22 protein-coding genes and 1 pseudogene are annotated in these 25,728 nt (G+C 52.4%); 22 read left to right on the forward strand and 1 reads right to left on the reverse strand.

What is annotated here, in order from left to right; translation table 11 throughout:
• Nucleotides 1–62 precede the first annotated feature (62 nt).
• From VF260_08085 to VF260_08095, 3 genes are read left to right on the forward strand one after another with little or no spacing between them, the layout of a single operon-like run.
• A complete protein-coding gene (locus tag VF260_08085; protein HEX7057138.1) occupies nucleotides 63–947 on the forward strand; it encodes a sugar ABC transporter permease in 885 nt (294 codons plus the stop codon).
• A gap of 13 nt (nucleotides 948–960) precedes the next feature.
• Entirely contained in the window at nucleotides 961–1,773 is an 813-nt protein-coding gene (locus VF260_08090) for a carbohydrate ABC transporter permease (protein ID HEX7057139.1), read from the forward strand.
• On the forward strand, nucleotides 1,770–3,494 hold the full coding sequence (locus VF260_08095; GenBank protein HEX7057140.1) for a glycoside hydrolase family 66 protein: 1,725 nt from the start codon (nucleotides 1,770–1,772) through the stop codon (nucleotides 3,492–3,494). The genes VF260_08090 and VF260_08095 overlap by 4 nt, the downstream gene beginning before the upstream one ends.
• 1,221 nt (nucleotides 3,495–4,715) lie before the next feature.
• Here the strand turns inward: VF260_08095 and VF260_08100 are convergent.
• A pseudogene (locus tag VF260_08100) lies at nucleotides 4,716–4,926 on the reverse strand (LL-diaminopimelate aminotransferase).
• Nucleotides 4,927–5,132: 206 nt separating this feature from the next.
• Between VF260_08100 and VF260_08105 the strand changes: the two are divergent.
• From VF260_08105 to VF260_08195, 19 genes are all read left to right on the forward strand, one after another.
• The gene (locus tag VF260_08105; GenBank protein HEX7057141.1) at nucleotides 5,133–5,585 is read left to right on the forward strand and encodes a c-type cytochrome; all 453 of its coding nucleotides are present in this window, start codon (nucleotides 5,133–5,135) and stop codon (nucleotides 5,583–5,585) included.
• A 21-nt stretch (nucleotides 5,586–5,606) separates the two neighbouring features.
• Nucleotides 5,607–7,478, forward strand: coding sequence for a Sec-dependent nitrous-oxide reductase (nosZ, locus tag VF260_08110; GenBank protein ID HEX7057142.1), 1,872 nt, complete (start codon nucleotides 5,607–5,609; stop codon nucleotides 7,476–7,478).
• 22 nt (nucleotides 7,479–7,500) lie between these two features.
• Nucleotides 7,501–8,079 carry a hypothetical protein gene (locus tag VF260_08115; GenBank protein ID HEX7057143.1) on the forward strand — a complete coding sequence of 193 codons (579 nt, stop codon included), beginning with the start codon at nucleotides 7,501–7,503 and terminating at the stop codon, nucleotides 8,077–8,079.
• On the forward strand, nucleotides 8,076–9,464 hold the full coding sequence (gene nosD, locus VF260_08120; GenBank protein ID HEX7057144.1) for a nitrous oxide reductase family maturation protein NosD: 1,389 nt from the start codon (nucleotides 8,076–8,078) through the stop codon (nucleotides 9,462–9,464). Before VF260_08115 ends, nosD begins: the two co-directional genes overlap by 4 nt.
• A complete protein-coding gene (locus VF260_08125; GenBank protein HEX7057145.1) occupies nucleotides 9,464–10,273 on the forward strand; it encodes an ABC transporter permease subunit in 810 nt (269 codons plus the stop codon). The genes nosD and VF260_08125 overlap by 1 nt, the downstream gene beginning before the upstream one ends.
• On the forward strand, nucleotides 10,270–10,935 hold the full coding sequence (locus VF260_08130) for an ABC transporter ATP-binding protein (GenBank protein HEX7057146.1): 666 nt from the start codon (nucleotides 10,270–10,272) through the stop codon (nucleotides 10,933–10,935). The genes VF260_08125 and VF260_08130 overlap by 4 nt, the downstream gene beginning before the upstream one ends.
• A complete protein-coding gene (locus VF260_08135) occupies nucleotides 10,932–11,318 on the forward strand; it encodes a FixH family protein (GenBank protein ID HEX7057147.1) in 387 nt (128 codons plus the stop codon). Before VF260_08130 ends, VF260_08135 begins: the two co-directional genes overlap by 4 nt.
• Before the next feature lie 211 nt (nucleotides 11,319–11,529).
• The gene (locus VF260_08140; GenBank protein HEX7057148.1) at nucleotides 11,530–12,822 is read left to right on the forward strand and encodes an NAD(P)-dependent oxidoreductase; all 1,293 of its coding nucleotides are present in this window, start codon (nucleotides 11,530–11,532) and stop codon (nucleotides 12,820–12,822) included.
• Nucleotides 12,823–12,837: 15 nt separating this feature from the next.
• Nucleotides 12,838–13,563 (forward strand): MgtC/SapB family protein, encoded by a 726-nt coding sequence (locus VF260_08145; GenBank protein ID HEX7057149.1) that lies wholly within the window; start codon nucleotides 12,838–12,840, stop codon nucleotides 13,561–13,563.
• 144 nt (nucleotides 13,564–13,707) lie between these two features.
• Nucleotides 13,708–14,778 carry an ABC transporter substrate-binding protein gene (locus tag VF260_08150; protein ID HEX7057150.1) on the forward strand — a complete coding sequence of 357 codons (1,071 nt, stop codon included), beginning with the start codon at nucleotides 13,708–13,710 and terminating at the stop codon, nucleotides 14,776–14,778.
• Nucleotides 14,779–14,872: 94 nt separating this feature from the next.
• Nucleotides 14,873–16,549 carry an iron ABC transporter permease gene (locus tag VF260_08155; GenBank protein HEX7057151.1) on the forward strand — a complete coding sequence of 559 codons (1,677 nt, stop codon included), beginning with the start codon at nucleotides 14,873–14,875 and terminating at the stop codon, nucleotides 16,547–16,549.
• Between the two features lie 33 nt (nucleotides 16,550–16,582).
• Complete coding sequence (locus VF260_08160) at nucleotides 16,583–17,641, forward strand: ABC transporter ATP-binding protein (GenBank protein ID HEX7057152.1); 1,059 nt, start codon at nucleotides 16,583–16,585, stop codon at nucleotides 17,639–17,641.
• Between the two features lie 43 nt (nucleotides 17,642–17,684).
• The gene (locus VF260_08165; GenBank protein HEX7057153.1) at nucleotides 17,685–18,419 is read left to right on the forward strand and encodes an MBL fold metallo-hydrolase; all 735 of its coding nucleotides are present in this window, start codon (nucleotides 17,685–17,687) and stop codon (nucleotides 18,417–18,419) included.
• A 47-nt stretch (nucleotides 18,420–18,466) separates the two neighbouring features.
• Nucleotides 18,467–19,324, forward strand: a complete 858-nt coding sequence (locus tag VF260_08170) for a Cof-type HAD-IIB family hydrolase (GenBank protein ID HEX7057154.1) — start codon at nucleotides 18,467–18,469, stop codon at nucleotides 19,322–19,324.
• Between the two features lie 20 nt (nucleotides 19,325–19,344).
• Nucleotides 19,345–20,331, forward strand: a complete 987-nt coding sequence (locus VF260_08175; protein ID HEX7057155.1) for a thiamine pyrophosphate-dependent dehydrogenase E1 component subunit alpha — start codon at nucleotides 19,345–19,347, stop codon at nucleotides 20,329–20,331.
• A gap of 17 nt (nucleotides 20,332–20,348) precedes the next feature.
• Entirely contained in the window at nucleotides 20,349–21,332 is a 984-nt protein-coding gene (locus tag VF260_08180; protein HEX7057156.1) for an alpha-ketoacid dehydrogenase subunit beta, read from the forward strand.
• Between the two features lie 15 nt (nucleotides 21,333–21,347).
• Complete coding sequence (locus tag VF260_08185; GenBank protein HEX7057157.1) at nucleotides 21,348–22,676, forward strand: dihydrolipoamide acetyltransferase family protein; 1,329 nt, start codon at nucleotides 21,348–21,350, stop codon at nucleotides 22,674–22,676.
• A 32-nt stretch (nucleotides 22,677–22,708) separates the two neighbouring features.
• On the forward strand, nucleotides 22,709–24,088 hold the full coding sequence (lpdA, locus tag VF260_08190; GenBank protein HEX7057158.1) for a dihydrolipoyl dehydrogenase: 1,380 nt from the start codon (nucleotides 22,709–22,711) through the stop codon (nucleotides 24,086–24,088).
• 89 nt (nucleotides 24,089–24,177) lie between these two features.
• Entirely contained in the window at nucleotides 24,178–25,137 is a 960-nt protein-coding gene (locus VF260_08195) for a sugar-binding transcriptional regulator (protein ID HEX7057159.1), read from the forward strand.
• The last annotated feature ends 591 nt before the right edge of the window (nucleotides 25,138–25,728 follow it).

Here is a 25,728-nt window from a genome sequence, read left to right on the forward strand (position 1 = left end):
TTCAATGCCCCTTGCCAGAAAGTGGCGGGGGCTCAATCTGAATTACAGGGGAGGCTGTCAGCATGGGGGCCGTTATCGGCAAAATCAATCGTCATCTTCATAAAATTATGGCACTACCGGCCATCATTCTGTTCGCTCTCTTCTTTCTGTATCCGCTCGCGCAGGGAGTGGGAATCAGCTTGACCGATTCAAACGGAGTCACCGCCCCGAACTTCGTAGGGCTTAGCAACTTCTTCAATTTCTTTCATGATGAGCGGGCCAAGACGGATATTGCCAATACGGTGTTGTTCGCTCTCGGGAGCGCGCCGCTTCTCAATATATTCGGCCTTCTTTACGCGCTTCTGCTCGATTCCCGGTTCAAGGGCAATGCTGTCGTGCGGGCTATTGTGTATATGCCGGCGGTCATCAGCCCGCTGATTATGGGTTACATTTGGTATTTTATTTTGCAGCCTGGGCGTGGATTTCTGTTCCACGCTCTGAATCTTCTTTATCCCGGCTTCACTGGCGGCAATTGGCTCGGGCACACCGGCTCCGCACTGGTCGTCATCATTTTGGTGAATGTGTGGCAATATGCCGGTATGACGATGATCATCTATTTGGCCGGACTGCAGTCCATTCCGCAGGAACTCTATGAGGCCGGCGAAATAGACGGAGCCGGTTATTTGCAAAAGTTGCGTTTCATCACGATTCCGATGCTGTACCCATCGATCAAAATTAATGTTGTAACGAATATAATCGGTTCGCTTTCGGTATTTGACATTATTGTGGCAATGACTGATGGGGGACCCGGTTACGCGACAGAATCGCTGAGCTTGTATATTATGCGCATGCTTTACGGCAGTTTCACGGGCTATTCCACGGCAGTGGCGCTGATTTTGTTTATGATTATCGTCGTGCCGGTCTTTTTGTTCTTGAAATTGACCAAAAATAGAGAATACGAATTGTAACGGAGGAAAATGGATGAGAACCGCACTCAAATATGCCGCGGCCGTGGCGATCAGCCTTCTGTCGCTGATTCCGTTTTACGTTTTGCTTTTTTTATCGCTCAATGCTCCTTCGTTCAATTTCTTCGAAGAGTCTTTATTCATGCCTGATTTTTATTTTCACAACTATGCGGAAGCCTGGGTGTCTTCGCATATCGGGCGAGCCATCGGCAATTCGCTGATCATTACGGTCGGATCGGTGGCGCTTAACGTGCTGTTGGCCAGTTCAGCCGGCTATGCCATCGCCAGATTCCGCAATCGGCTGCATCGGGCGATTTTTACCGTCTTTCTGCTTAGCATGATGATCCCGGCAATCATTATCACGGTGCCGCTTTATACGCTAATGCGATCGATCGGCGGAATCAACACGCTATGGGCGATGATTTTGCTGATGGCGTCCACGGTTATGCCCTTCTCCGTGTTTCTATATACCAGCTTTATCCGCGCGATCCCGAAAGAGATAGAGGAATCTGCCATCATCGACGGCTGCACCCATTTCACCGCATTTTTCCGGGTCACGTTTTTTTTTCTCGCTCCCGTTACGTCTGCGGTGGTCATATTGACGGGGCTGCAAATTTGGAACAATTACGGGCAGGCCATCTTTTTTCTACAGAGCCAATCGGTGCAGACGATTCCGCTTGCGATCTCGATGTTTTTCCAACAATATGGAGCCAAATGGAACCTGATGGGGGCAGCCGCCGTAATTGGCGTCCTGCCGCCAATTGTCGCGTTTCTCGCATTTCAACGTTATTTTATTAAAGGCATCATGGCGGGAGCCTTGAAAGGATGATTGGATTGCAGCCTTTTATTCGGGATGTGTATCCGGCCAAGGCGCAATTTGTGGGCAATGAGCCGGTGAACGTCTGCATTGAACTGGAAAATCCGGGTGTTCTGCGGAACATGCGAATTGTGGTGCGAGTGCTCTTTATGGATGAATTAATCGCAGAAAAGACGTTTCAACTCGAAGTGCAAAGCGGCATCCGGCAGCTAGCGGTTCCGGTTGAAGTGCGCCCGGGTGAGGCGGATCTCACCGGATACGGGCTTGACGTTTTCTTGTATGATCGGGAAGTCTGCCTGGACACCCGTTCCACTGCGTTCGATGTGGTTTCCTGTTGGAACAAGTCGATTCGTTACGGGTTTCTCAGCCATTATGATACAGCCGACATGTCCGATGAAACGGATCTTGCCTGGATGCGCAAGCTGCATTTGAATGCCGTGCAGTTTTACGATTGGATGTACCGCCACGATAATCTGATTCCCCCGCATGACGGCGAATTTCAGGATTTAATGGGCAGAACGGTCAACATCGATACGGTCCGGCATAAGATTGCGCTATGCCATCGCCTTGGCATGCGCGCGATCGCATACGGCGCCGTTTATGCCGCCAGCCATGCCTTTCATCGGCGGCATCCCGACTGGGGATTACTGGATGGAAACGGCAATACGCACGATTTTATCGGCGTCTTCAAGATTATGAACATCTCGCCGGAGAGCCCCTGGCATCGCCATATTATCGGGCAATACCGTAACGCGATCGAGCAACTGAATTTCGACGGCATCCATATGGATACATACGGTTTTCCGAAGACAGCGCTCTCCCGCCTGAACGGCGTTCGGAAGATCGAGCGGCTGGATGCGCATTTTCCCGTGCTGATTGATCATTCGCGGGAAGAGTTGGCCAAGTCAAAGCCGGATGTCGGTCTCATCTTCAACAACGTGGGTAATTGGCCGGTTGACGCGGTCGCTTCTTCGGCGCAGGATGCCGTCTACATTGAAGTCTGGAAACCTTACGAGCGGTATCATCATATCCGCGAGCTTATCGAACGGGCGAAGCGCGCGGGACATGGCAAGCCAGTGATTCTGGCCGCCTATCTGCAGCCTTTTCGGCGAAAGCAGTCGGAGCATGTTGCAAAGGCGAACTACGCGGCGCTGCTGCTGACGGCGATAATTGTCTCTCATGGCGGAACCCATCTGCTGTTAGGTGAGAACAAAGGCGTATTAACCGAGGGCTATTATGTGAATCATGCGCGGCTAAGCGACGAATTTGCCGAAGAAATCCGGCGATACTACGATTTTCAGGTGCGGTATGCCAATCTGTTCTATGATGGGGAACTGAAAGACGTCTCCATGACGCATACGGATTGGGACAATGTAGAGTATACATTCTTAGGAAGCCGGTTCAGTTCATATGGTCAAGGCGGCAAAGTATGGACGATTATACGGGAGAAGCCCGGTTTGAAGACGGTGGCGCTTGTTAATTTGCGCGGCAACGATGAGTTTTGGAACAAAGGCAAAAACAAACCCCCCGTTCAATACAATCTGGAGGTTCGAATGCTAATCATGGGGAACGTGCAAAGTGTCTTTCTCGCTTCGCCCGACGAGCACATGGGACGCCCGCAGCAAGTCCCGTACCGCATAGAAGCGGGAAAGAAAGGAGCGGAGCTGGTTGTGACCATTCCGCGCCTTTCCGTCTGGTCGCTGCTCACCGTCCGGCTGGCAGAAGAAGAATAGCACCCCAACAACAATCCTGCTTGACCCAAGAATGTGAAGACGCTTTTCGGCAACAGAGTATAAGTAAAGCGCAAAAGTGCACGTTAATTTTTTAAAAAAAGTCAGTTTTTTCGATTATAGCGCAGGAATGCACGTTAAATTTTGCTAACTGCCTTTTCCGGAAAATATAGTGCGGATTTGCCCTTCATTATGAATTTTTTTTCAAATTCCAAAATTATCGTGCAGATTTGCCCTTCATTTTTGACGAAGGAACTTTCGCGCACAATAAAACGTCCGGCATTTTTTCGAACGTTTTTTTAAACCCGGGAAGAGTTGAGGGAGATCAATACCGGATTTTTCATTTGGTTTCCATATGCCGGCCTAAACCCGCCGCCTTTAGGCGGTCATCTTCCAGCACTTGCGCTTTATAAACGTTAAAACTCACTGCGCAACGCCAAAACGGAGGGGGACTGCCTTCCCGCGCAACGCCAAAACAGGGAACCGCCTCCCTGTACAAAGTTTCCTCCACAACAATCACTGCACTTCCTTCCCTGCACAGCGCTAACGGACGTAGCAGAGGCTATTTGCCGAAAAAAGGCTGGGCAAAAATTTTAACGTACGCTTGAGCGGCTATTCGCCTTATTTTTACCTGAATACCGCTCAAAATGCTAAAATAAGCGCGCCTACGACCGTTAAACTTTAAAACCGGGCGTAAAACCCAAAATAGCCTCTGTCACGTCCGTTAGATCCGAAAACTCCTTAATACGAAGTTGCAAGCCGGCAAATCGACTGGGCTTCAAAGCTAAAATGCCGCAGTCCGCCGAACCGGTTGCGTTCCGTCAGCGGGCTAGAAAGGCCGCAAGCCGGCAAACCGACCGTGGTTTTGCGGATGAGTTACGGCCGAGTTTTCGTCGGCGAGCTTTAGGGGGCTTTAGCCACAGATTGCTTTTCCGCGAGACTCTAGCCTGAACAGGCGGCTTTCGGCCGCTGGCAAGAACCTGCCGGTTTTAGCCGGCAGTCGTTTAGTTGGATTTTGTCCAATTAAATTTTCCGATTTCACCCTTGCAAAAGGAATTAAGTGGATTTCATCCATCTAATTCAGGCGATTTTCAATAATTTTGCTGATTTCATGTAAAAATAGTTGGACAAAATCCAATTAAACATTCCATTACAAAATATTCCTCGATAATAGTTGGATAAAATCCAACTAAATTCCAGCGTAACCAATCCTCATCCACTTATTCAAAACACTCCAAGTTTGCCGATCCGCCCGATTGCCTCGCGCAGCCTTTCTTCCGTCGTCAAAGGGCCAGGGCGAAGGAACATACCCTTCGCCATTCGCGCCAAAACCGCTGCCCGGCGCGACCACTACGTTTGCCTGCGAAATCAACAGTTCGGCGAACTCCGAGGATGTGTAGGGGCGCGGAACAGGCAGCCAGGCAAAAAACGATCCGGCCGACGGCCGCGCATGCTGGCTGACTGCCACGCATGCTGGCCGATGTCGCGCAAGGCCGCAAACAACGTGTTGCGACGCGTTTTTTTATATTCACAGGATCGCCATCGTTTGCCGATGAACTTGTGCAATTTTTCACAGAATCGGTTAAGACTGAGTATCTATAATGGTTACAATTTCTAGGAGGAATAGGGGGTGCAAACGTTATGAAATGTTTCGAAAACGAAATGCGCTGGAAAAACGCGATCGTCTTCATCGTCTTTTTCGGTTTGGCATTCGGCGTAAGCTATGCGATTTATTCCAACCACGGGCCTAAGCAAGACGCCGCTGCGGCAAATACTGCGGCCGCTCCGGGCGACGGGCAAGCGCAGGCTGCAGCGACCGCACAGCCGGCCGCGACCAAAGACGGCGAAATATTTGTCAAACGCAATTGCGTTGCCTGCCACTCCATTTCTTCGCTTGGGATTCACGCCGGGCAGGTAGGCCCGGATTTGTCGCAGGCGTATGTTACGGTGAAAGACAAACATGGCGTTGCCATCGAGGAATTTTTGAAAAAGCCGACCAGCGCCGTCATGTCAGGGGTGTTGGGCGGCGATCCGCTTAGCGACGAAGATTACAAAGCGGTATTGGCGGCCCTGAAAAAAGCCGCGGGCCAATAACGAGGAAAGGGGTTCGTTCACTTGCGAAAATCATTCCCATTTACGCCGGCATTAATCGGATTACTTGCCGGGATATTGGTTTTCACCCTGTTGTTTGCCGATTTCGGCGGCAAACAAGCGGCGGATCGCGCTGTCGCCAAGGGGGACGCCGAAAAGGTGTATGTGCCGTTCGGGCAAAAGGACGATTATTACTTGTTTGCTTCGGGCGGCCATTCGGGCCAGTTGTTCGTTTACGGTGTACCGTCCATGCGCCGTATCCGCACCATCCCGGTGTTTTCGCCCGATACCGCGACCGGTTACGGTTTTGACAAAGAAAGCCGCGACATGCTGGGCGGATACACGTGGGGGGATTTGCACCACCCCGCATTGTCGGAAACAAACGGCGAATACGACGGCAAATACTTGTTTGCTACCGACGTCGCCAACAATCGGGCGGCGGTTCTCGATCTAACGACTTTCACCACCATCGATATGTTGCAAACGCCCAATACGGTAGGCCCGCACTGTGCGGCATTCGTAACGGAAAACACCGAATATTTGTTTTTGCCGGCCCGTTTCTCCGCTCCGCTGGGGCAGGAATATGCGCCGCTTGACGATTTTCAGGCGAAATATAAAGGCGTCATGTCTGCCGTCCAGTTTAACGAAAAAACAAGGAAGCTCGAGCTGGCCTATCAGGTCGCGTTGCCGCCGTGGTCCTATGATCTGTCCGACGCGGGGAAAAAGGTATCCGGGGATTGGGCGGTGCTGACAACGTACAACACCGAAGAAGCCACATCCAATTACGAGATCAACGCATCGCAGAAAGATCGCGACTATATCGTCCTGTTCAATTGGAAAGAGCTTGCGAAAAAGATCGATGACGGCCAGTACGAGATGGTAAACGGCGTGAAAATGATCGATCCGGCCAAACAAACAGGCGGCATTTACCTTGTGCCGGTCGCCAAATCCCCGCACGGCGTTGACGTGACTCCGGACGGCAAGCGGTTTATCGCTTCCGGCAAGCTGGCGCCGGCAATGACGGTATTTTCGTTTGAAAAAGCGTTTGCCGCCATCAAGAACAAGAAGTTTTCCGGCTATGAAGAAGGGCTGCCGGTTTTGGATTACAACTCCGTCATGGAGCGCGAAGTGAATCCCGAGAACGCGCTCGGCCCCTTGCATACGCAATTTGACGATCAGGGAAATGCCTATACGACGATGTTTATTTCTTCGGAAATTGTGAAGTGGGACGTGAACACCGGGGAAACGCTCGACCGCATTCCGGTGCAATATTCGCCCGGCCACGCCGTGTCGGCTGAGGGAGACAGCATAAGCCCGGACGGCAAGTGGATTGTCGCCCTGAACAAATTGGCGAAAGACAGCTATTTGTCGGTAGGGCCGTCGCATCCGGAGTCGATGCAGCTCATTGATTTGTCCGGAGACAAAATGCGCATCATCGCCAGCGTTCCGGTCGATCCCGAGCCGCATTACGCGCAAATGATCAAGGCGGACAAAATCCATACGATCAATGTTTACCCGCAAGACGAAAAACGGCCTGATTCGGTATGGAGGCAGGAGGATGCGCGGATTGTGCGCAAAGATGGCGAAGTGCATGTTTATGGCATCGCCATGCGGTCAAAGTTCGTATTGGATGCGAAAGCGAAGCGCAAAGACGTGATTGAAGCGCGGCAAGGCGACAAAGTGGTCGTTCACTTGACAAACATTGATCTCGATGAGGATATAACGCACGGTTTCGGCATTAACGATTATAACCTGAATATGGAAGTGCAGCCGGGCGAGACCAAGACGCTGGAATTTATCGCCGACAAGGCGGGCACCTTCCCGTTCTACTGCACCAACTTCTGTTCGGCTTTGCACCAGGAAATGTCGGGTTATCTTTTGGTGGAACCGAAATAAGCCGTTTGCTTCAGGGGGAATCATGATGCCGCGAAAGCTGTCCAAAATCGACGCGCTCGCCGTTTTTGCCGCGGCGCTGATGGTTGCCGTAACGATATTTTTGCCGTGGTGGGGTTTGACCTTTTTCGCGCCGCAATATCCGGAAGGGCTGCGCATTATCGTATACCCGTATAAAATGGTTGGGCGCATCGACATCATTAACGGGCTGAACCATTATATCGGCATGCAGCCATTCAGCGAAGATACGTTTCCGGAATTGCGCTATTTGCCCGCCGTTATCGGGGCGCTGGCAGGATTGACGCTGATTGCGGCCATTGTCCGGCGCGCAAAATTGTTATATGTCGTTATTGGAGTATATATTATCGGCGGGCTGGCCGGGATATGGGACATTTACCGTTGGCTGTCCCGATTCGGCTTAAATCTCGACCCGCGCGCGCCGATTCACATTAAGCCGTTTATACCGCCGATTCTTGGCGCAAACCGCATCGCCAACTTTGTAACGCACAGCTATTTCACGTATGGTTCGATACTTCTGGGCCTCGCGTTTCTCTTGTTGCTTGCCGCCGCCATTCATCATCGGAAAAGCGGTAAACGGCCATGAAGCGCATCAGTATATGGATAATCGGTTTGCTGTGCCTCCTCGCTGTTATTTGGCCGGAGCACGGCATGGGAAAAGGGGCTCCGCGCCCGGCGCCCGGTTCGCCCGAATCGGCGCCAAGCGGCGGCAAGGGGGCGTCTGTCAGCGCTTCGTTGCAGCAAATGATTGACGCCGCGCCAGCGGGAGCGGTGATCAAATTGCCTGCACAAACGTTTGCGGGAAATGTAGTCATTGACAAGCCTTGCCAATTGATCGGAACGGACGGCACGACAATCCGCGGGGACGGAACCGGAAATGTCATCACAATCCGCGCCTCCCATGTGCTCCTGGAGCGCCTTGTCGTTGAACATGGCGGCACGGACCGCAACTCGGCGGAAGAATACGCTGCGGTAAAAGTGTCGGGCGCGACGGATACAACCATCAAGTCGCTGTTTATCGCCGATTCCTATCACGGCATTTATCTGAAAAACAGCGACGGCAATGTGATCGAGAATGTAACGGTGCAGGGGGCGGGAAGCGCGGAAATCGCCAGCCAGGGCAACGGCATCCAGCTCGTGCATGCGAACCGCAACAAACTTGTGAACAACAAAATCACAGGGACGCGGGACGGCATTTACTTTTACTACGCCGACCACAATTTAGCCGAAGGCAACCGCATCAGCGGCACTCGTTACGGCTTGCATTATATGTATGCGAACGGTAACCGTTTTTGGGCGAACCGCTTTACCGGCAATATTGGCGGAGCGGCCATTATGCTGTCCCGGAATATCGAACTTTCCGCCAACCAATTTTCCGGGCAAAACGGCACGCAAGCGTTCGGGATTCTGCTTAAGGAAAGCGAAAATGTCCAAATCGGCGGCAACCATTTTTCGGAAAACCAGCGCGGGTTGTATATCGATAATTCCTTTAACTATAAAATTACCGGAAATACGTTCGCGCACAACAAGATCGGCGTGGAAATCTGGGCGAGCGCGGCCAATGGGGCGTTCAGCCAAAACCGCTTTGTGCGCAACGCCGTTCCGGTCGTCGCTGTTGGCGGCGCGGGAACAAACGCCTGGAGCGAACATGGGCGGGGCAACTTGTGGGCGGAAGAGCCCGCGCTTGATTTGAATCGGGACGGACTTGGCGATGTGCCCGTGCAATACAAATCGTCGCTCGGGCGGCTGATCAAGGAAAGCGAGCTTGTTTACCTGTTTCTCGGCAGCCCGTCCGTGCGCATTTACGAAGAGATAAACCGCCTGCTGAACAGGCAGGACATCATGTTTACCGATCCGCACCCGCTCGCGGAGCGTGCGGGGATTCACCCGGCGGCTATTTTCGCGGCTGTGGCGGGTGCAGCGTTGCTGTCGACTTTCTATGTGATTCGGCGCAAAAGGAGATGGGGCTGATGGGCGCATACATCGCATACATTTGGAAGGAATGGCGGGAGGCGCTTCGGGGGAAAGGTTTTTGGCTGATCATGGGGCTTTTTGCGTTGCTGTCCGTCCTTATGCTGTGGCAAGCGCGTACGTTTCCGGCGGAGCAGGGCTTGAAGCTGTATTTGCTGTCCCTATATGAATTGGAGGTTTACCTTGTTCCGCTGCTCGCCCTGTTTTTTTCGGCCATGTCCGTTTTGCAGGAGAAAGAACAGAAGACGATGCTGCTGCTTGTTGTGAAACGGGAGAAGCCGGCTACTTTTTTATGGAAAAAAGGCATTGCCGTACAATTTACGATTTTGCCCTCGGTTTTGCTGCTTAAGCTCGTGTTGGTGTTGCCGCTCAAGATTCTGTTTGCCTTTGCCTGGTCCGGGTATTTGCCGTATGTCGCGGTGTTGCTTGCGCTATGGCTTGTGTTTAATCAAATGGGCGTTGCCGCCGGCGCGTTTTGCGGCAACAAAATGCAACTGGCGGGCGCGGCGGTTGCGCTTTGGTTTTTGTTTGTATTTGCGGCTGATACCGTTTTGCTTTATTTACTGCCAACCGTGACTGCGGAAAATATGGCGCTTTTTTCGACCCTGTATTTTATCGATCCGCTGCACGCCTTGCATTTTTATCTGGAAACGGCGTTCGGCTTTTTCCCGCTGGAGCATATGTCGAGAGTGATGAAGCAAATGGTGATGCTTTCGCCCGCCGCGTATGTGGCGCTTGACCTGGCGGTTTGGCTGCCGCTGTTGTCGGCGCTTGCCGTGTTCGCGGGAAGGAGGGTTGCGCAGCAATGATCGTAATTCGCGGATTATCCCAGGCGTATGGAGGCAATACGGTGCTGGACCATGTCGACCTTACCGTTGCCAAAGGTGAAATTTGCGCGCTCATCGGCGGCAACGGAGCGGGGAAAACGACGCTGTTCAGGTCGTTGCTCGGGCTGATGCCGGTCAGACAGGGAACCGTCACGCTGGCCGGCATCCCCCACCGCCGCCGTGAATGGAAACGGCATGTCTCGTTTTTGCCGGAGAAGTTTCAACTGTATCCGCTTTTGACCGGCGAGGAAAATGTGCGGTTTTTCGCTTCTTGCGGCAGGCAAACGGTAGATTTTGCCCAAATCGAGCGCGTGTTAAGGCAAACGTCCCTTTGGGACGACAAGGACAAGCTTGCGCGCGATTTTTCAAAAGGGATGCTGCAGCGTCTCGGGCTTGCGGTGATGCTGTATGAACAGACAGATATCTGGATTCTCGATGAACCGACAAGCGGCTTGGATCCCAACGGCCGCGAAGACATTTTGGCGCTCATCGGCGGTTTGCGCGATAAAACGGTGCTGTTTTCGACGCATGATGTTTCCGAGGTTAAGCGTGTCTGCACGCATGTTGCCGTGCTGTCCGGCGGAAAAATCGCAAAATCCACGGCAGCCGATTTTTTGCGGCAGCAGAAAGGGGATCGTGGATGAATACACGGATTGTTCTCCATGCGGTTGCCGCCGCAATCTGCGCCATGCTGCTGGCCGTTTTGCCAGGCTGCGGATCGTCCGGGCAATGGGAGGCCGCGCTTGCCGTACCGCCATCATGGCAGCCGGGCAAGGCGCTGCCGCTTGTTTTGACGGTAACGGAACAGGGGAAGCCGGCTGCTCATCTGTCCATCACCGCGCGGCTGGAGATGGACAGAATGGAGCATGACGCCATCGCCCTGTCATTTACGGAGAAATCTGCCGGCCGCTACGAGGCTTACGCGATGCTGCCGATGGGCGGAGATTGGATCGCGGCTTTGCAACTTGCGAAAGCGGGCAAGCATGAGGAGCATGTGATCGCATTTACGGTAAAATCCGGACGATAAGCGATTCGGGCGAGCCAACCCAATGAATCGGAGCAAATCAACGCTTTCCGCCGTGTTCACATAACGCGGCCGGAAGGCGTTTTTTTTTTGGAATTTTATTATTTCTAAATTTATAGTATTGACAACATCCAAACCGCTTATTACAATTGTAACATATCAGAACAAATGTAACAGTCGTATTCGCATTCAGACAGCACAAGGAGAGATGACCATGTTGGGGTTAAATCGGAAATTGGCGGCGCTGGCCAAAGACGGCGGCTATATTCGGGTTGGATTGATCGGCGCCGGGCAGATGGGAAGAGGAATGATCTCGCAAATTTCCGGCATGCAAGGCATGAAGGTTGTGATCGCCGCCGACTTGTTCGTCGACAATGTATTGAAAGCGTTTGCCCTATCGGGAGTAAAACCGGCGGACATGCGCGAGATCAATGACCGGGATCAGGCGGACAAATGGATCGCTTCCGGCGGAGTGGTGGCGACCACCAATGCGGACATGCTGCCGCATCTGGATCAAGTCGACGTGATCGTGGACGCTACCGGAATAACGGATGTGGGAGCAAAAGCGGCATGGAACGCCATCCTGCGAAAAAAACATATCGTAATGCTGAACGTGGAAACCGATGTGACGATTGGTCCGTTATTGAAAAAAATGGCGGACTCCGCCGGAGTTGTCTATACGGGATCAGCCGGCGACGAACCGGGCGCAATTATGGAACTGTTTGATTTTGCCCAGGCGATCGGGTTCGATATTATCGCGTTGGGCAAGGGCAAAAACAACAAATTGAATCTCGCGGCCAATCCGCAAACAACCGCGGCGGAGGCGGCGGAGAAAGGCGCCAGCCCGAAGATGCTCGCATCGTTCCAGGACGGTTCCAAGACAATGGTGGAGATGACCGCCGTTGCCAATGCGACGGGCTTTGAACCGGACATTCCGGGAATGCACGGGCCGCAAGGCGAGGTAAAAGACCTGCCGAATTTGTTCCGGCTGAAAGAAGAAGGCGGGATCCTGAACAAACGGAAAATCGTCGATTTTGTAAACGGCGTGGCTCCTGGAGTGTTCGCGGTCATCACCTCGGACAAGCCGGAAGTACTGGCTGAATTGAAATATTTGAAAATGGGCGAGGGTCCCTATTACGCATTATACCGCCCTTATCATCTGACCAGTTTGGAGACTCCGCTGACCATTGCCAGAGCCTATTTTTACGGGGAACCGACGATCGCGCCATATTACGGACTTGTTGCGGAAACGGTGGCTACGGCGAAAAGAAATTTGCGCGCGGGCGAAGCGTTGGACGGAATCGGCGGCTTTACCGCTTACGGGAAAATTATGACCGCGGCCGATCGTCAAGCGGCAAATGCATTGCCTTTGGGGTTGATCGGGCCGAACGTCCGCATGAAACGGGACGTCCCGCAAAACAGTGTGATCACGTACGACGATGTGGAATTCACTGAAAAGAACATGATATTGCTATTGCGCGAGTTGATGATGCAGAACTTGGCTTAATCAAAGGATGGTTACATGATGACGCAGGCAATTTGGCATATTGACGTTTGGCATTTGACTTTACGGCTTGGATTGTCGTTGGTACTGGGTGGCTTGATCGGGCTTGAACGCGAGATTAACCATCATCCCGCCGGCTTTCGCACTCATATACTCGTCTGTATCGGTTCTGCGTCCATCATGCTGTTGTCCATTTACGGTTTTTCCGAATTTGTCAAAGAAACCAACGTGCGAATCGATCCCGCCCGTATTGCGGCGCAAGTTGTAAGCGGTATCGGGTTTTTGGGCGCCGGCACCATTTTGCGCAACGGATCTTCCGTTTCGGGTCTGACAACGGCAGCGTCGCTTTGGGTTACTGCCGGAATCGGCTTGTCGGTGGGCGCCGGGCTTTACAATGCCGCGTTGATTACCGCGGCGCTCGTCCTGATTTGTCTGTTTCTGTTGAATAAATTCGGCAAAAAATTAAACAGCATGCGGGAGCAGGCTATGCTTATCACAATCGGGGATGACGCCGACCGGATCGGCGAAGTGGTAACCGGATTGGAATCCGCCAACATTCAAATACTGAAGATGACTGTTACCCGCGATGCCGACACATGCAAACACATTATTCGCTGCGTATATCAGCCCGAACGCGGCCAAGATAATATAGAGAATATTCTGGCGACCCAGATTGGCGGCTTGTCGGGCGTACAAACAATCCAGTTCGAACGCGGAGCAACGAAAACGCTATCGTTGCATTGAGCGCTCCGAATCGCGGCGGGTATTCATGAAAGGGGGTGATGGAAAGTCCCGGGAGGAAAACAGTCCGATGTGAGTAAAGTGCAGACAGTACGGATTTTAAAAGCCTGTCCGATGATTTGAAAAAAAACAAAAAGGGTGAAGAATATGAAAAAAGCAGGGTATCTGTTATTGGCGCTGGTCCTTATCTTTGTGGTCGCAGGATGCGGCAACAAATCAGATCAAGGAGCGCAAAGCACGACCGCTCCGCAAAGCACCGCTTCCGGCGATACACAAAATACGCCCGCGCCGGCTGAGGAAAATGCGACAATTAACCTGTACACTTCCGAATCGCAAGATTTGGTAAACGAAATGGTAAACGATTTCAAAGCCGCAAATCCGGGAATCGATGTGAATATTTTCCGTTCCGGCACAGGTCCGGTCATCTCCAAGATTCAGGCCGAGATGGGTGCGGGCGGCATTCAGGCGGATGTAATCTGGTTCGCTGATATCGATTTCTTCGGTCAACTTGCAGAAAAAGGACTGCTCGAAGCGTATAATTCACCTGAGGCCAAAGACCTCGATCCGCGCTATGTATATGATGGCGGTAAATATTATGAAGTAAGACAGATCTTCAACGTAATCGGATACAATACGAACAAAGTGAAGACGGCGCCCAAATCATGGAAAGACCTGGCTGATCCGTCCTTGAAAGGAAAAGTCGCCATCGCCGATCCGAACTATTCCGGCGCTGCATTTTTCACGCTCGCCACATTTGTCAACGACCAGAATCTTGGTTGGGATTATTTCAAAAGCCTGAAAGCGAACAACACCAAATTTGAACAATCCAACGGCAATCTGACAAGCAAAGTGTCTTCCGGGGAATATTCCGCCGTGTCCGTGGTCGACTTCATGGTGCGAAACGCCAAAAATTCCGGTTCTCCCGTCGACACCGTATGGCCGAGCGAAGGTGCCGTACTGATTCCGACACCGGTAGGCATTATCTCTTCTTCGCAACATAAGGAAGCGGCCAAGAAATTGATCGACTATTTCTTGTCCGAAGCCGGTCAGAAATTCTTTGTCAAACAAGGTTATATTCCGGTTAAAGACGGAGTAGGTGTACCGGAGGGCGCGCCAAACCTTAAAGATATTAAAATTTACCCGCTGGCCACCGAATTTATGAGCAAAAACCGTGATAATCTGAAGAAGACATTTGGAGAGATCTTTGAGACAAAATAAGACACCTGGCAAACCGGTGGGAGAGGAATTGAATGGCATGATGAGTAAATCCAGAGGAAAACTCAGTTGCTCGTCACAGGGAAGCATGCTGGATATGGCAATCATCGGACCGCGGCTTGTCTGGTGGGGCACCATTGCACTGATGGGGTTCACCGTTTTTTACCCGTCTGTCCTGCTGGTAGTCGAAAGTTTTCGCACAGGGCAAGGAACTTTTACATTGGATATGTACAGAACCTTGTTCCGGGATCCGGAAATCTTAACGAGTATGTTTAACAGCCTGAAAGTTGTCGTTCCCGCGACGCTTATCGGAACTCTATTGGGGGTCGTCCTGGCATTTATCGTTGCCAGGACGGACATCCCGGGCAAAAAACTGTGGCAAAGTCTGATTGTCACGCCCTATCTGATTCCGCCGTTCGTCGGAGCGATTTCCTGGACGTATTTGCTTGGCCCCGTAGGTTTGGTAAACAACCTGTATATGAGCTGGTCAGGCGCAACGGATCCGCTTATTGATATCTATAGCATCGGCGGCATGATTTTCGTCATGTCGTTGTACGGGTACGCTGTCCCTTATATCGTCGTATTGCCGGCCATCCAGAAAATCGATTCCGCGGTGGAAGAAGCCGGCAGAATATCCGGAGCCACACAAAGGCGAATTATGAAAGACATCACGTTGCCGTTGATCTTGCCTTCCATCATGGGCGGAATGCTTCTTTTGTTCATGAATTTGCTCGCCGATTTCGGCATACCCGCCGTATTGGGTACTCCGGAGCGGATCAGCCTGATGACGACGCAAATTTACAAAGCGATTCTGAGCCCTGATATGCCGAACAATTTGCAGATTGCTTCCGCAAACTCCATCTTGCTTGCGCTGTTCGGAATCATCGGGCTGCAATTGTACGACAAAACGATCAAATCAAGCAAATACGCTGTAATCAGCGGTAAAAGCGGGTCAGGGGAAAACACCAAACTGGGCAAATGGAAAATTCCCGCCGTGCTGTTTCTGGCATTTGTTTTTCTGGTCACTTCCGTTGCCCCGATCGGAGCCGCCCTGTATACTTCTTTGATTAAAGCTGTGGGCGCCGGGGCGTCTTGGGCCAATATCACATTGCACAACTATGTAACTTTGTTTCAAATCGAGTCGATTAAACGCGCGCTTCTTAACAGCTTTTCCCTGGCGGCGATTTCCGGATTGGCGATTGCCGTACTCAGTCTCCTGTTATCCTATATGATCATCAGGGAGAAAATGATCGGCAGCAAGGTTGCGCAAACTTTGGTCGCCCTTCCGTACGCGGTTCCGGGAACGATCGTCGGTTTGGCGATGATTCTCGCCTTTGCCAAGCCGCTTCCGGTAGTCGGATGGCAGTTGTACAGCACGTATTGGATTTTGCTTGTTGCGTATCTCGCCCGTTTCATGAACCTGGGGATGCAAACGATCTCCGGCGCGATTACGCAAATCCACCCTTCCTTGGAAGAAGCAAGCCGTATTTCGGGAGCGTCGCAGATGGCAACGTTCCGCAGAATATTGCTGCCATTGTTAAGACCAAGCTTTTATGCCGCATTTTTTCTTGTCATGATGCCGGCCCTGGGCGAAATCACGTTATCCTCGTTGCTTTGGTCGGTTGGAAATGAAACGATCGGCGTTGTCGTATTTTCATCCCAGGAGGAAGGAAAAATTGTTATAACCGCAGCGCTTGCCATTGTTCTGATCGCATTTGTGATCGGCATCAACATCTTGACGAAATTATTCAGCAAGGGAAAAGTTGGGATATAAATCACGACTGGGGCACGATTCGGGGAGGATGCCATGGGTACGTTACATTTGGAAAATGTCAGTAAAATATATAAAAATCATGCTGCCGTCAATAAAGTCAACTTTACGATCAACCGAGGCGAATTTGCCACCATCGTGGGGCCTTCCGGCTGCGGGAAAACGACAACCCTGCGCATGATTGCGGGATTTATCGAACCGACGGAAGGCAACATCACGCTGGACGGCGATCAATTGGTCGACACGGCGGGAAAGAAATTTTTGCCGCCGGAGCGGCGCGGCATCGGGATGGTTTTTCAATCCTATGCGGTGTGGCCGCATATGAACGTGTTTGACAATGTCGCCTATCCGCTCAAATTCCGTAAACTCAGCAAAAGCGATATCAGGCAAAAGACGCTGGAAATTTTGCAGGCGGTGCATTTGGGCGATTTCGAAAAGCGTTTTCCGCATGAATTGTCCGGCGGACAGCAGCAACGGGTGGCGCTTGCCCGCGCGCTCGTGATGGAACCGCGCCTGTTGCTTTTGGACGAGCCGCTGTCCAATCTGGATGCGGCATTAAGGGAACAAATGCGCATCGAAATCAAGGAAATCCAACGGAAAATGGGCGTGACCATCATCAATGTCACGCACGATCAGGTCGAAGCCTTGACCATGTCGGATAAAATGATTGTCATGAACAAAGGGGACGTTGTGCAAATCGGCACCCCGCAAGAAATCTACAATCAACCGGCCAATTCTTTTGTGGCGAGGTTTATCGGTTCCGCCAACGTTATTCCGGCAACGCACGTCGGCGGCAATAAAGCGGACGTGATGACGGTTAAAATTCTGGATGTGCATGTTGAAGTGCCGCGGCGAAAAACGGACCAGTTGACCGGTCTTTTGGCGGTGCGGCCGCAGCATATCCGCCCGGACGAGAAATCGCAGCTTAGAGGCCAAATTGTCGGCAAATTGTACCAGGGAGATCGCGTGGAATATATATTGCGCGTTAAAGACGAGAAGATCACGTTTTTCGTAAACGCAAACGAGGGTTACGACTTCAATCTGGATGACGAAGTGGGAATCGCGTTTACGCATGCCGTGTGGCTGGATAATTGACGCAAACGCCGACAAAGCAAAAAACAACTTGAGGGTGAGAGCGGTGAAGATTACCATACTAGGCTATTGGGGCGGCTATCCCAGTGCGGGCGGAGCAACGGCTGGATACCTGATTTCCACTGACGAAGGCAATATTTTGCTTGATTGCGGCAGCGGGGTAGTCAGCAGATTATATTTTTATGCGAATGTCGAGCACATTTCCGGTGTTGTTTTATCTCATCTTCATTACGATCACATCGCCGATATCGGCATTTTGCAATATGCCGCGGTCGGTGCCTTGCGCAACGGACGGATGAAAGAGAAACTCAGCATCTATGCTCCCGCCGAGCCGGCGGAGCAATTTCAAAAGCTGCATGGCAGCCATTCGGATGTATCCGTTATCGATCCGCAACAGTCAATTGCCATTGCGGGCGCCGATATCCGCTTTCTTCCGGTAAAGCATACGATACCTTGTTATGCCGTGAAAATCCAATACCGCAACAAGACGCTCGTATATTCGGCGGATACGTCCTATACCGATGCTTTGGCCCACTTTGCCGAAAACGCGGATATTCTGCTATGCGAGGCGACAATTTGCCAGGGAAGCAAGCACACAACCGGAGAAGGCCATATGGATGCCGCCCAGGCGGGTATGATCGCCAAAAAAGCAAACGTCGGCAAATTGGTGCTTACGCATCTGCCGCATGACGGCAATTTCGAATTGATGAAAGATGCCGCGATCAAGGAATTCAACAAGGAAGTTTATGTCCCTCCTTTGCACGACACTTTTTTATTGTGAGCAAAAGTCGGAGAATGAAAACGTGAGACAAAGGAGTGGAGTTGGCAATGTATCGCTTGCTTGCTTTGGATATGGACGGGACGCTGTTAAATAAACGGAAAATCGTAACCGATACGGTTAAGCAGGCTATCAGGAGCCTGCTTGTCAATGGGACTTATGTGACGCTGGCTTCCGGCAGGTTTCCCGCCTCGGTTTGGCTGCATGGCAAATATTTGGGGTTGAATGCGCCGCTTGTTGCCCTGAATGGAGCGGTATTGCTCAATCAGGTGGACGGCGCGGTGCTGCACGCTTCCCCGTTGCCGCAAGAAATTGCCGTCCGCATCGCGGAATTTGCCGAGCAAGAACAAACCTACGTGCATTTTTACGGGTACAACACCTTATTTGTTGAAGAATTGAACGAGATGAATGCGGCTTGGCCGCTCGCAAATGTCGTTGTTTCACCGGATCTCGAGCTGACCGAAAGCAATTACCGCGGCCAGGTCCATATGATTCAGGTGAATCCGGTCGGCAGATTGCCGATTTTTTTGCGGAATTACACGGGTCCCATCTATAAAGCGACAATCATCGATCAAAATCCGGATAAGGTTGACATAATGTGCGCGTCGCTATCGCAATGGCCGGAAATAGCGGTTTTTCGAACCGGCCGCAAAAGATTCGACATTAATTTGCAACATGTGAGCAAACGATCCTGTTTGGAAAAGTTATGCGCCGATTTGCGGATTGAGCGCAAGGAAGTAGCCGCCATCGGCGATTTTGACAACGACATCGACATGCTGAGCTGGGCGGGGCTTGGCATCTGCATGGGCAACGGAAACGAAAGCACAAAAAGGGCGGCGGATGACACGACCGCATCCAACGAAGAAAACGGCGTTGCCGTTGCCATTCGGAAACACTTTGCGATTTAGCGGGACAGGAGGAGAAGATGATGAAAGCCGGATTGCAAGTTCCCAGTTTCATTACGGAGGAAAAATTAATTGAATTGCATCGCCAAATGTGGGTGATTCGTTATCTGGACGAGAAAGTGGACGAATTTTTCGCCAAAGGATTAATTCATGGGACGACGCATTTGTGCGTCGGGCAGGAAGCGACGGCGGCAGGGGCGTGCGCGGTGCTGAATGAAAGCGACAAAATCACGAGCACGCATCGCGGGCATGGGCATTGCATCGCCAAGGGAGCGGATCCCGCCCGCATGATGGCCGAATTGTTCGGCAGGGAGACGGGATATTGCAAAGGCAAAGGCGGCTCGATGCACATCGCCGATCTCGATAAAGGGAACCTGGGCGCCAACGGCATCGTTGGCGGGGGCATTCCGATTGCCGTGGGCGCGGCTTTGACCTCGAAAATGAAAAATTTGGGATACGTTGTGGTCTGCTTTTTCGGAGATGGCGCCACGAATGAAGGAAGCTTCCATGAAGCGCTGAATTTGGCTTCCATCTGGCGTTTGCCGGTTGTGTTTTTCTGCGAAAATAATCAGTACGGCATGTCCGGTTCGGTCAAGGAAATGTTCAATATCGAGCATATTGCCACGCGCGCCGCTTCCTACGGGATCCCCGGAAAGGTCATTGACGGCAACGACTTGCTGGAAGTGATCAATACAACGCACGAGGCCGTTGAAAGAGCGCGGGGGGGCGAAGGCCCGACCCTGATCGAGGCGAAAACGTACCGCTATAAAGGACACTCCAAGAGCGACGCGAAAAAATACCGCACGCGCGAGGAAGAAATGGATTGGCGCAAAAACCGGGATCCGATCGACCGGTTCGCCCGGGTTTTGGAGGAGGCGGGCATTGCCAGCAAGGAACAACTGGAGGAAATCAGGGTCAGCGCGTTTAAGGAAATCGAAGATGCGGTGAAATTTGCTGAGCAGAGCCCGATGCCGGCATTGGAATCCTTACTGGACGACGTTTACATTTGACGATGGGGGTGTTGACAATGAGAGAAATCAGCTATCTGGAAGCTGTTAGAGAAGCGATGACGCAAAAAATGCTTGAAAGTGACGACGTGTTTATTATGGGTGAAGATATCGGCGTGTATGGCGGAGCATTCGGTGTGACCCGCGGCATGATCGAACAATTTGGCCCGGAACGCGTGCGCATTACGCCGATTTCGGAATGCGGAATTACCGGTGCGGCCGTCGGGGCCGCGTTGACGGGGATGCGGCCGATATTGGAACTGCAATTTTCCGATTTTATCACCATTGCAACCGACCAAATTGTCAACCAGGCGGCGAAAATCCGCTATATGTACGGCGGAAAAGGCAATGTGCCGATGGTTGTGCGCACGCCGGCCGGATCCGGCACGGGCGCGGCGGCGCAGCACTCGCAAAGCCTGGAAGCGTGGATGGCGCATATTCCCGGCTTGAAGGTCGTGCAGCCGTCGACCGCGTACGATGCGAAAGGGCTCTTGATAGCGGCTATCGAGGACAACAATCCCGTTATTTTTTATGAGCATAAATTGCTGTACCGAACAAGCGGGCCCGTCCCGGAACAGATGTACTCCATACCGCTGGGCAAAGCCGATATCAAAAGGGAAGGCACCGATGTGACGGTGATCGCGACCGCCGTAATGGTGCATAAAGCGCTGGAGGCGGCAGTGGAGCTGGAAAAAGAAGGAATCAGCATCGAGATTGTCGACCCCAGAACGTTGGTTCCTTTGGACGAAGAAACGATTGTTTCTTCAGTCAAAAAGACCGGGCGTGTCGTCGTTGTTCACGAAGCGGTCAAACGCGGCGGCTTCGGCGGAGAAATCGCCGCAATGATAGCGGAAAGCGAAGCGTTTGACTATCTGGATGCCCCGGTGCAGCGGCTTGGCGGATTGCCTGTGCCGATACCGTATAATCCCGAATTGGAAAAACATGCGATTCCGCAAGTAAAAGACATCATCCGTTCCGTCAAGGCAACACTAAATCGGGCATAGGGGGAAGTGATCGAATTGGCCACGGAAGTTTTTATGCCCAAGCTGAGTATGACGATGGAAGTCGGAACAATCGTGCAGTGGTTCAAAGAGGAAGGCGATTCGATTGAAGCGGGCGAACCTCTGCTCGAAGTGCTGACCGATAAAATCGCCATTGAAGTGGAGGCGTATGTGTCGGGTGTTCTGCTCAAGCGATATTACGGCAACGATGCGGTCGTTCCGGTGAACAGCGTGATCGGCTATATTGGCGAAGCCGGCGAAAATGTTCCGGATGAGCCGCCTGCCGCCGGCGGAACACAACAGGAAAAGGAAACGGTTGAAGCTGTGGCGGAAGGTGAACAGGCAAGCGAAGAGAAACATCCGGATGCCGCGCAAGGCCCCGTGCGGGCAACGCCAGCCGCCAGGAAGGCGGCGCGGGATGCCGGCATCAGGCTGGCCGACGTTGTCGGAACCGGCCCGAACGGCCGCATTCAACGCGACGATGTGCTGAAGTTAACGGCGCAAAATGCGTCCGCCGATCCGGAAACCGGACCCAAAGCGACGCCGCTGGCCCGCAAAATTGCCGCGGCGGAACAAATCGACCTTGGGCAGATCAGCGGGACCGGAGCAAACGGCAAAATCGTTCGCGCCGATTTGCCGCTCTCAAGCGAGGCGGCTGCGCCTGCCATGCAAAAATTCGAAGGCGTCCGCAAAATCATCGGCCAGCGGATGGCGCAAAGCGCGTTCACCGCGCCGCACGTCACGCTGCACAGCGAAGTGGATATGAACGAAGCGGTTAAGCTGCGCACCAAACTGTTGCCGCTCGTGGAACAGGCGACCGGGCTCAGATTGTCTTATATGGAACTCATTGTGAAAGCAGTCGCGTTGGCTTTGCGAAAACATCCCGATATCAACGTTTCGCTTGATGGCGATTATATCCGTTTCCATCAGGACGTGCACATCGGTATGGCGGTCGCCCGCGAAGAAGGGCTGATCGTGCCGGTCATCCGCAACGCGGACAAAAAGAGGCTTACCGAACTGGTCGAAACTTGCAAATCCCTCGCCAAGCTGGCGCGGGAAAACAAACTCGCCGCGGACCAAATTACCGGAGGCACGTTTACGATCAGCAATCTGGGCATGTATGCGGTTGACGCGTTCACACCGATTATCAATCAACCCGAGTCCGCCATACTGGGCGTGGGAAGAATAACGGAAAAAGCCGTAGGCGTAAACGGAGCGATCGAGCTGCGTCCGATGATGGCGCTCAGTTTGTCGTTCGACCATCGGGTCATCGACGGTGCGCCGGCGGCGGCTTTCCTGACCAGCTTGAAAAAAATTCTGGAAAATCCATATGAATTGCTGCTGTAGAGTGGCTTTCGCTAGAAGGCGGGGGGAACAACTTGAAGACTTTCGATGTGGTTGTAATCGGCGGAGGTCCAGGGGGCTACGTCGCTGCCATTGAAGCGGCCAAACATGGGCTGACCGTCGCGCTTGTGGAAAAAGATCAACTGGGCGGAACATGCCTGAATCGGGGCTGCATTCCGTCAAAGACGCTGCTGCGTTTTGCGGAGGCCGCCGAATTAATCGCCAAAGCCGAAAAATGGGGCATCCATGCAGGCAAGCCCGAATTTGACGTCGGCAAAATGATGGCGCAAAAAAACCAGGTGATCGAACGGCTGCGCGGCGGAGTAGCTTCGTTATTGCGGGCGGGAAAAATCGAGCACGTCCGCGGATTGGGGACCGTGCGCCCGGATCGGACGATCCTCGTCAATCAGGACGGAACGGAGGTGATTCTGCAGGCGCGGAATGTGATTTTGGCGACGGGCTCGGTTCCGTCTTTGCCCCCGATTAAAGGGCTGGAACAGGCAAAAGTGCAAACCAGCGACACCATTTTCGACATGGAACGCATCGTAAAATCGCTTGTGATTGTCGGCGGGGGTGTGATCGGCGTCGAATTTGCCTGCATTTATTCCGCGTTCGGCGCGGAAGTGACGCTTGTGGAGATGGCCGAGCGCCTCATCCCGTCCGAAGATGCGGATGCGGCCCGCGTTTTAACCCAGGCGTTGAAAAAAAATCGAGTGCGCATCATCACCGGGGCAAAGGTCGAAGAAGTTCGGGAGAACGGCGGGCAAAAAGAAGTTCTGGTTCAGACCGGCCAATCGACGCAAACGCTGGTTGCCGAAGAGATTCTTGTCGCTTCGGGCAGAAAAGCAAACTGGAATGGGCTTGAACAGCTTGATTTGCCCAAAAATCGCAATGTTGTGCAAGTAAACGAATATTTGGAGACCGGCATCAAAGGGATTTATGCCGTTGGCGATTTGATCGGAGGCTGGCAGCTCGCCCACGTCGCAAGCGCGGAGGGTACGGTTGCGGCGGCGAATATCGCCGGGAAAAGGCGCAAGATGAATTATCGCGTCGTCCCCCGCTGCATCTATTCGCATCCCGAGATTGCGAGCGTCGGCATTTCGCTCGAAGAAGCAAACCGTCAAGGTTACAAGGCGCGAACGGAAGTATTCCGCCTTTCGGCCAACGGCAAAGCATTGGCGATGGATGAAACGGACGGGTTCGTGAAATTGATCGTTGATGAAAAATACGGCGAAGTTTTGGGCGCGGTTATGGTTGGACCGCATGTGACGGAGATGATCTCCGAAGTGTCCGCCTTTATTGCTTTGGAAGGCACGATCGAGGAGATGGCCAGCATGATCCATCCGCACCCGACCATTTCGGAATCGTTAATGGAAGCGGCAGGACTATTGGATAAGACTGCCCGACACAATTAAAACAGGATATGTAAAAGGGTTCGACAAGAACCCTTTTTATGTTAAAATAGTAAAAGTGCCAAATTTGTTATTTTTAGAGGATGATAGCGATGCTGCCACTGGATGAAAAGAAGCAAATCGTCAAGATTTGCAAACTTTATTATATGGAATCTTGGACCCAGGAACGTATCGCCGCCAAATATGGCGTATCCCGACCGGTTATCTCCAAATTGCTCCAGCGTGCGCGCGATGAAGGCATCGTGCAAATTACAATCCATGACGATACGTTGCAAATCGCCGAATTGGAAAGAGAGATTGAGCAAAAATTCGAGCTCGATCAAGTTTTTGTGGTGTCGATAGGAGATATGGCGCCGGATCTCGCTATGTCCGAGGTGGGCAAAAGCGCGGTCGGCTTCATTATGAAGCTTGTCCGCAATGCACGCCGGATCGGGGTTTCATGGGGCATGACGCTGCACCAGATTATCCGGGAAATTCCTTACGAAGAACAGAAGGACGTGCGAATTATTCCTTTGATCGGCGGAATGGGAAGAGACCGGATTGAGCTGCACTCGAATCAATTGGCCTATGAAATGTCCAAAAAGCTTGGCGGCAAGTGCGAATCCCTGTACGCCCCCGCGATAGTCGAATCGAAAGATTTGCGGGACGCCCTGGTCAAATCGCCGAACATCGCCTCCGTTATTGCCGAAGGGGCGAAAGCGGACCTCGCGCTGGTCGGCATCGGCAACCCGTACGAATCGTCGACCATGGTGGAAATTGGTTATCTGGGCCAAAAAGAGTTGCTTGAGCTCAAAAAAGCGGGGGTGGTCGCCGACGTAAATTCCCGTTTCATCAAAAGCGACGGCAGTATTTCCGCCAGCGATATCAACAACAAAGTAATCGGCATTGAGCTTGAACAGTTGACACAAATCGGAAAAGTCGTCGGAATCGCCGTCGGGATGCACAAGCTGGAGAGCATCCTCGCCACGCTGAAAGGACATTATCTGGATGTGTTGATCACCGACGACAAGACGGCGGCCGCACTTGTGCAGCGAATGCGGTCGGAAGCATAAAAACGGCTCGGGTCGGATAGCCGGATATATGAATTAACCGCCTTGGCGACAAGGCGGTTTTTTGCGCCATCGTCCCCGTGAGCCCCCCTTGCCGCCGATGCGGCACCATCATGCGGCACCATCATGCGGCACCATCGGTTTATTTAAATGGGGGGACGCTGTCCCGCTAACGGACGTATATGCCGCTATTTTGGGCAAAAGCGCCCCTGTGAATTTTTAACGGTCGCAGTTGCCGTTATTTATCGAAATCCGGCTGCAAAAGCATGGAAAATGGGCAAATAGCCGCTGTGGCGTCCGTTAGCGTTTTAAAACGGAAAAAAACCGCAAAATAGCGTCAATAGCGTCCGTTAGTTCCCCAAGCCGCTGATGCAGCACAAATGAAAACACACCGCCTTTTTCCTCTACCGTGCGCACAGTCACCCAAAGCTTGCCGCTGAAAACCCGCGGTCGGTTTGCCGACTTGCGGCCTAGCTTGGAATCTCGTTCGACAATTTTGCCGTTATGCGCACCAGTGCGCCTTCTCCGGCTTTTTTCCTGGTAATCGGGCATGTAAACGACAAATAGCGTCTGCTGCGACCGCTAGCGCTGTGC

It is taken from the genome of Bacilli bacterium (assembly GCA_036381315.1).
Classification (GTDB): domain Bacteria; phylum Bacillota; class Bacilli; order Paenibacillales; family KCTC-25726; genus DASVDB01.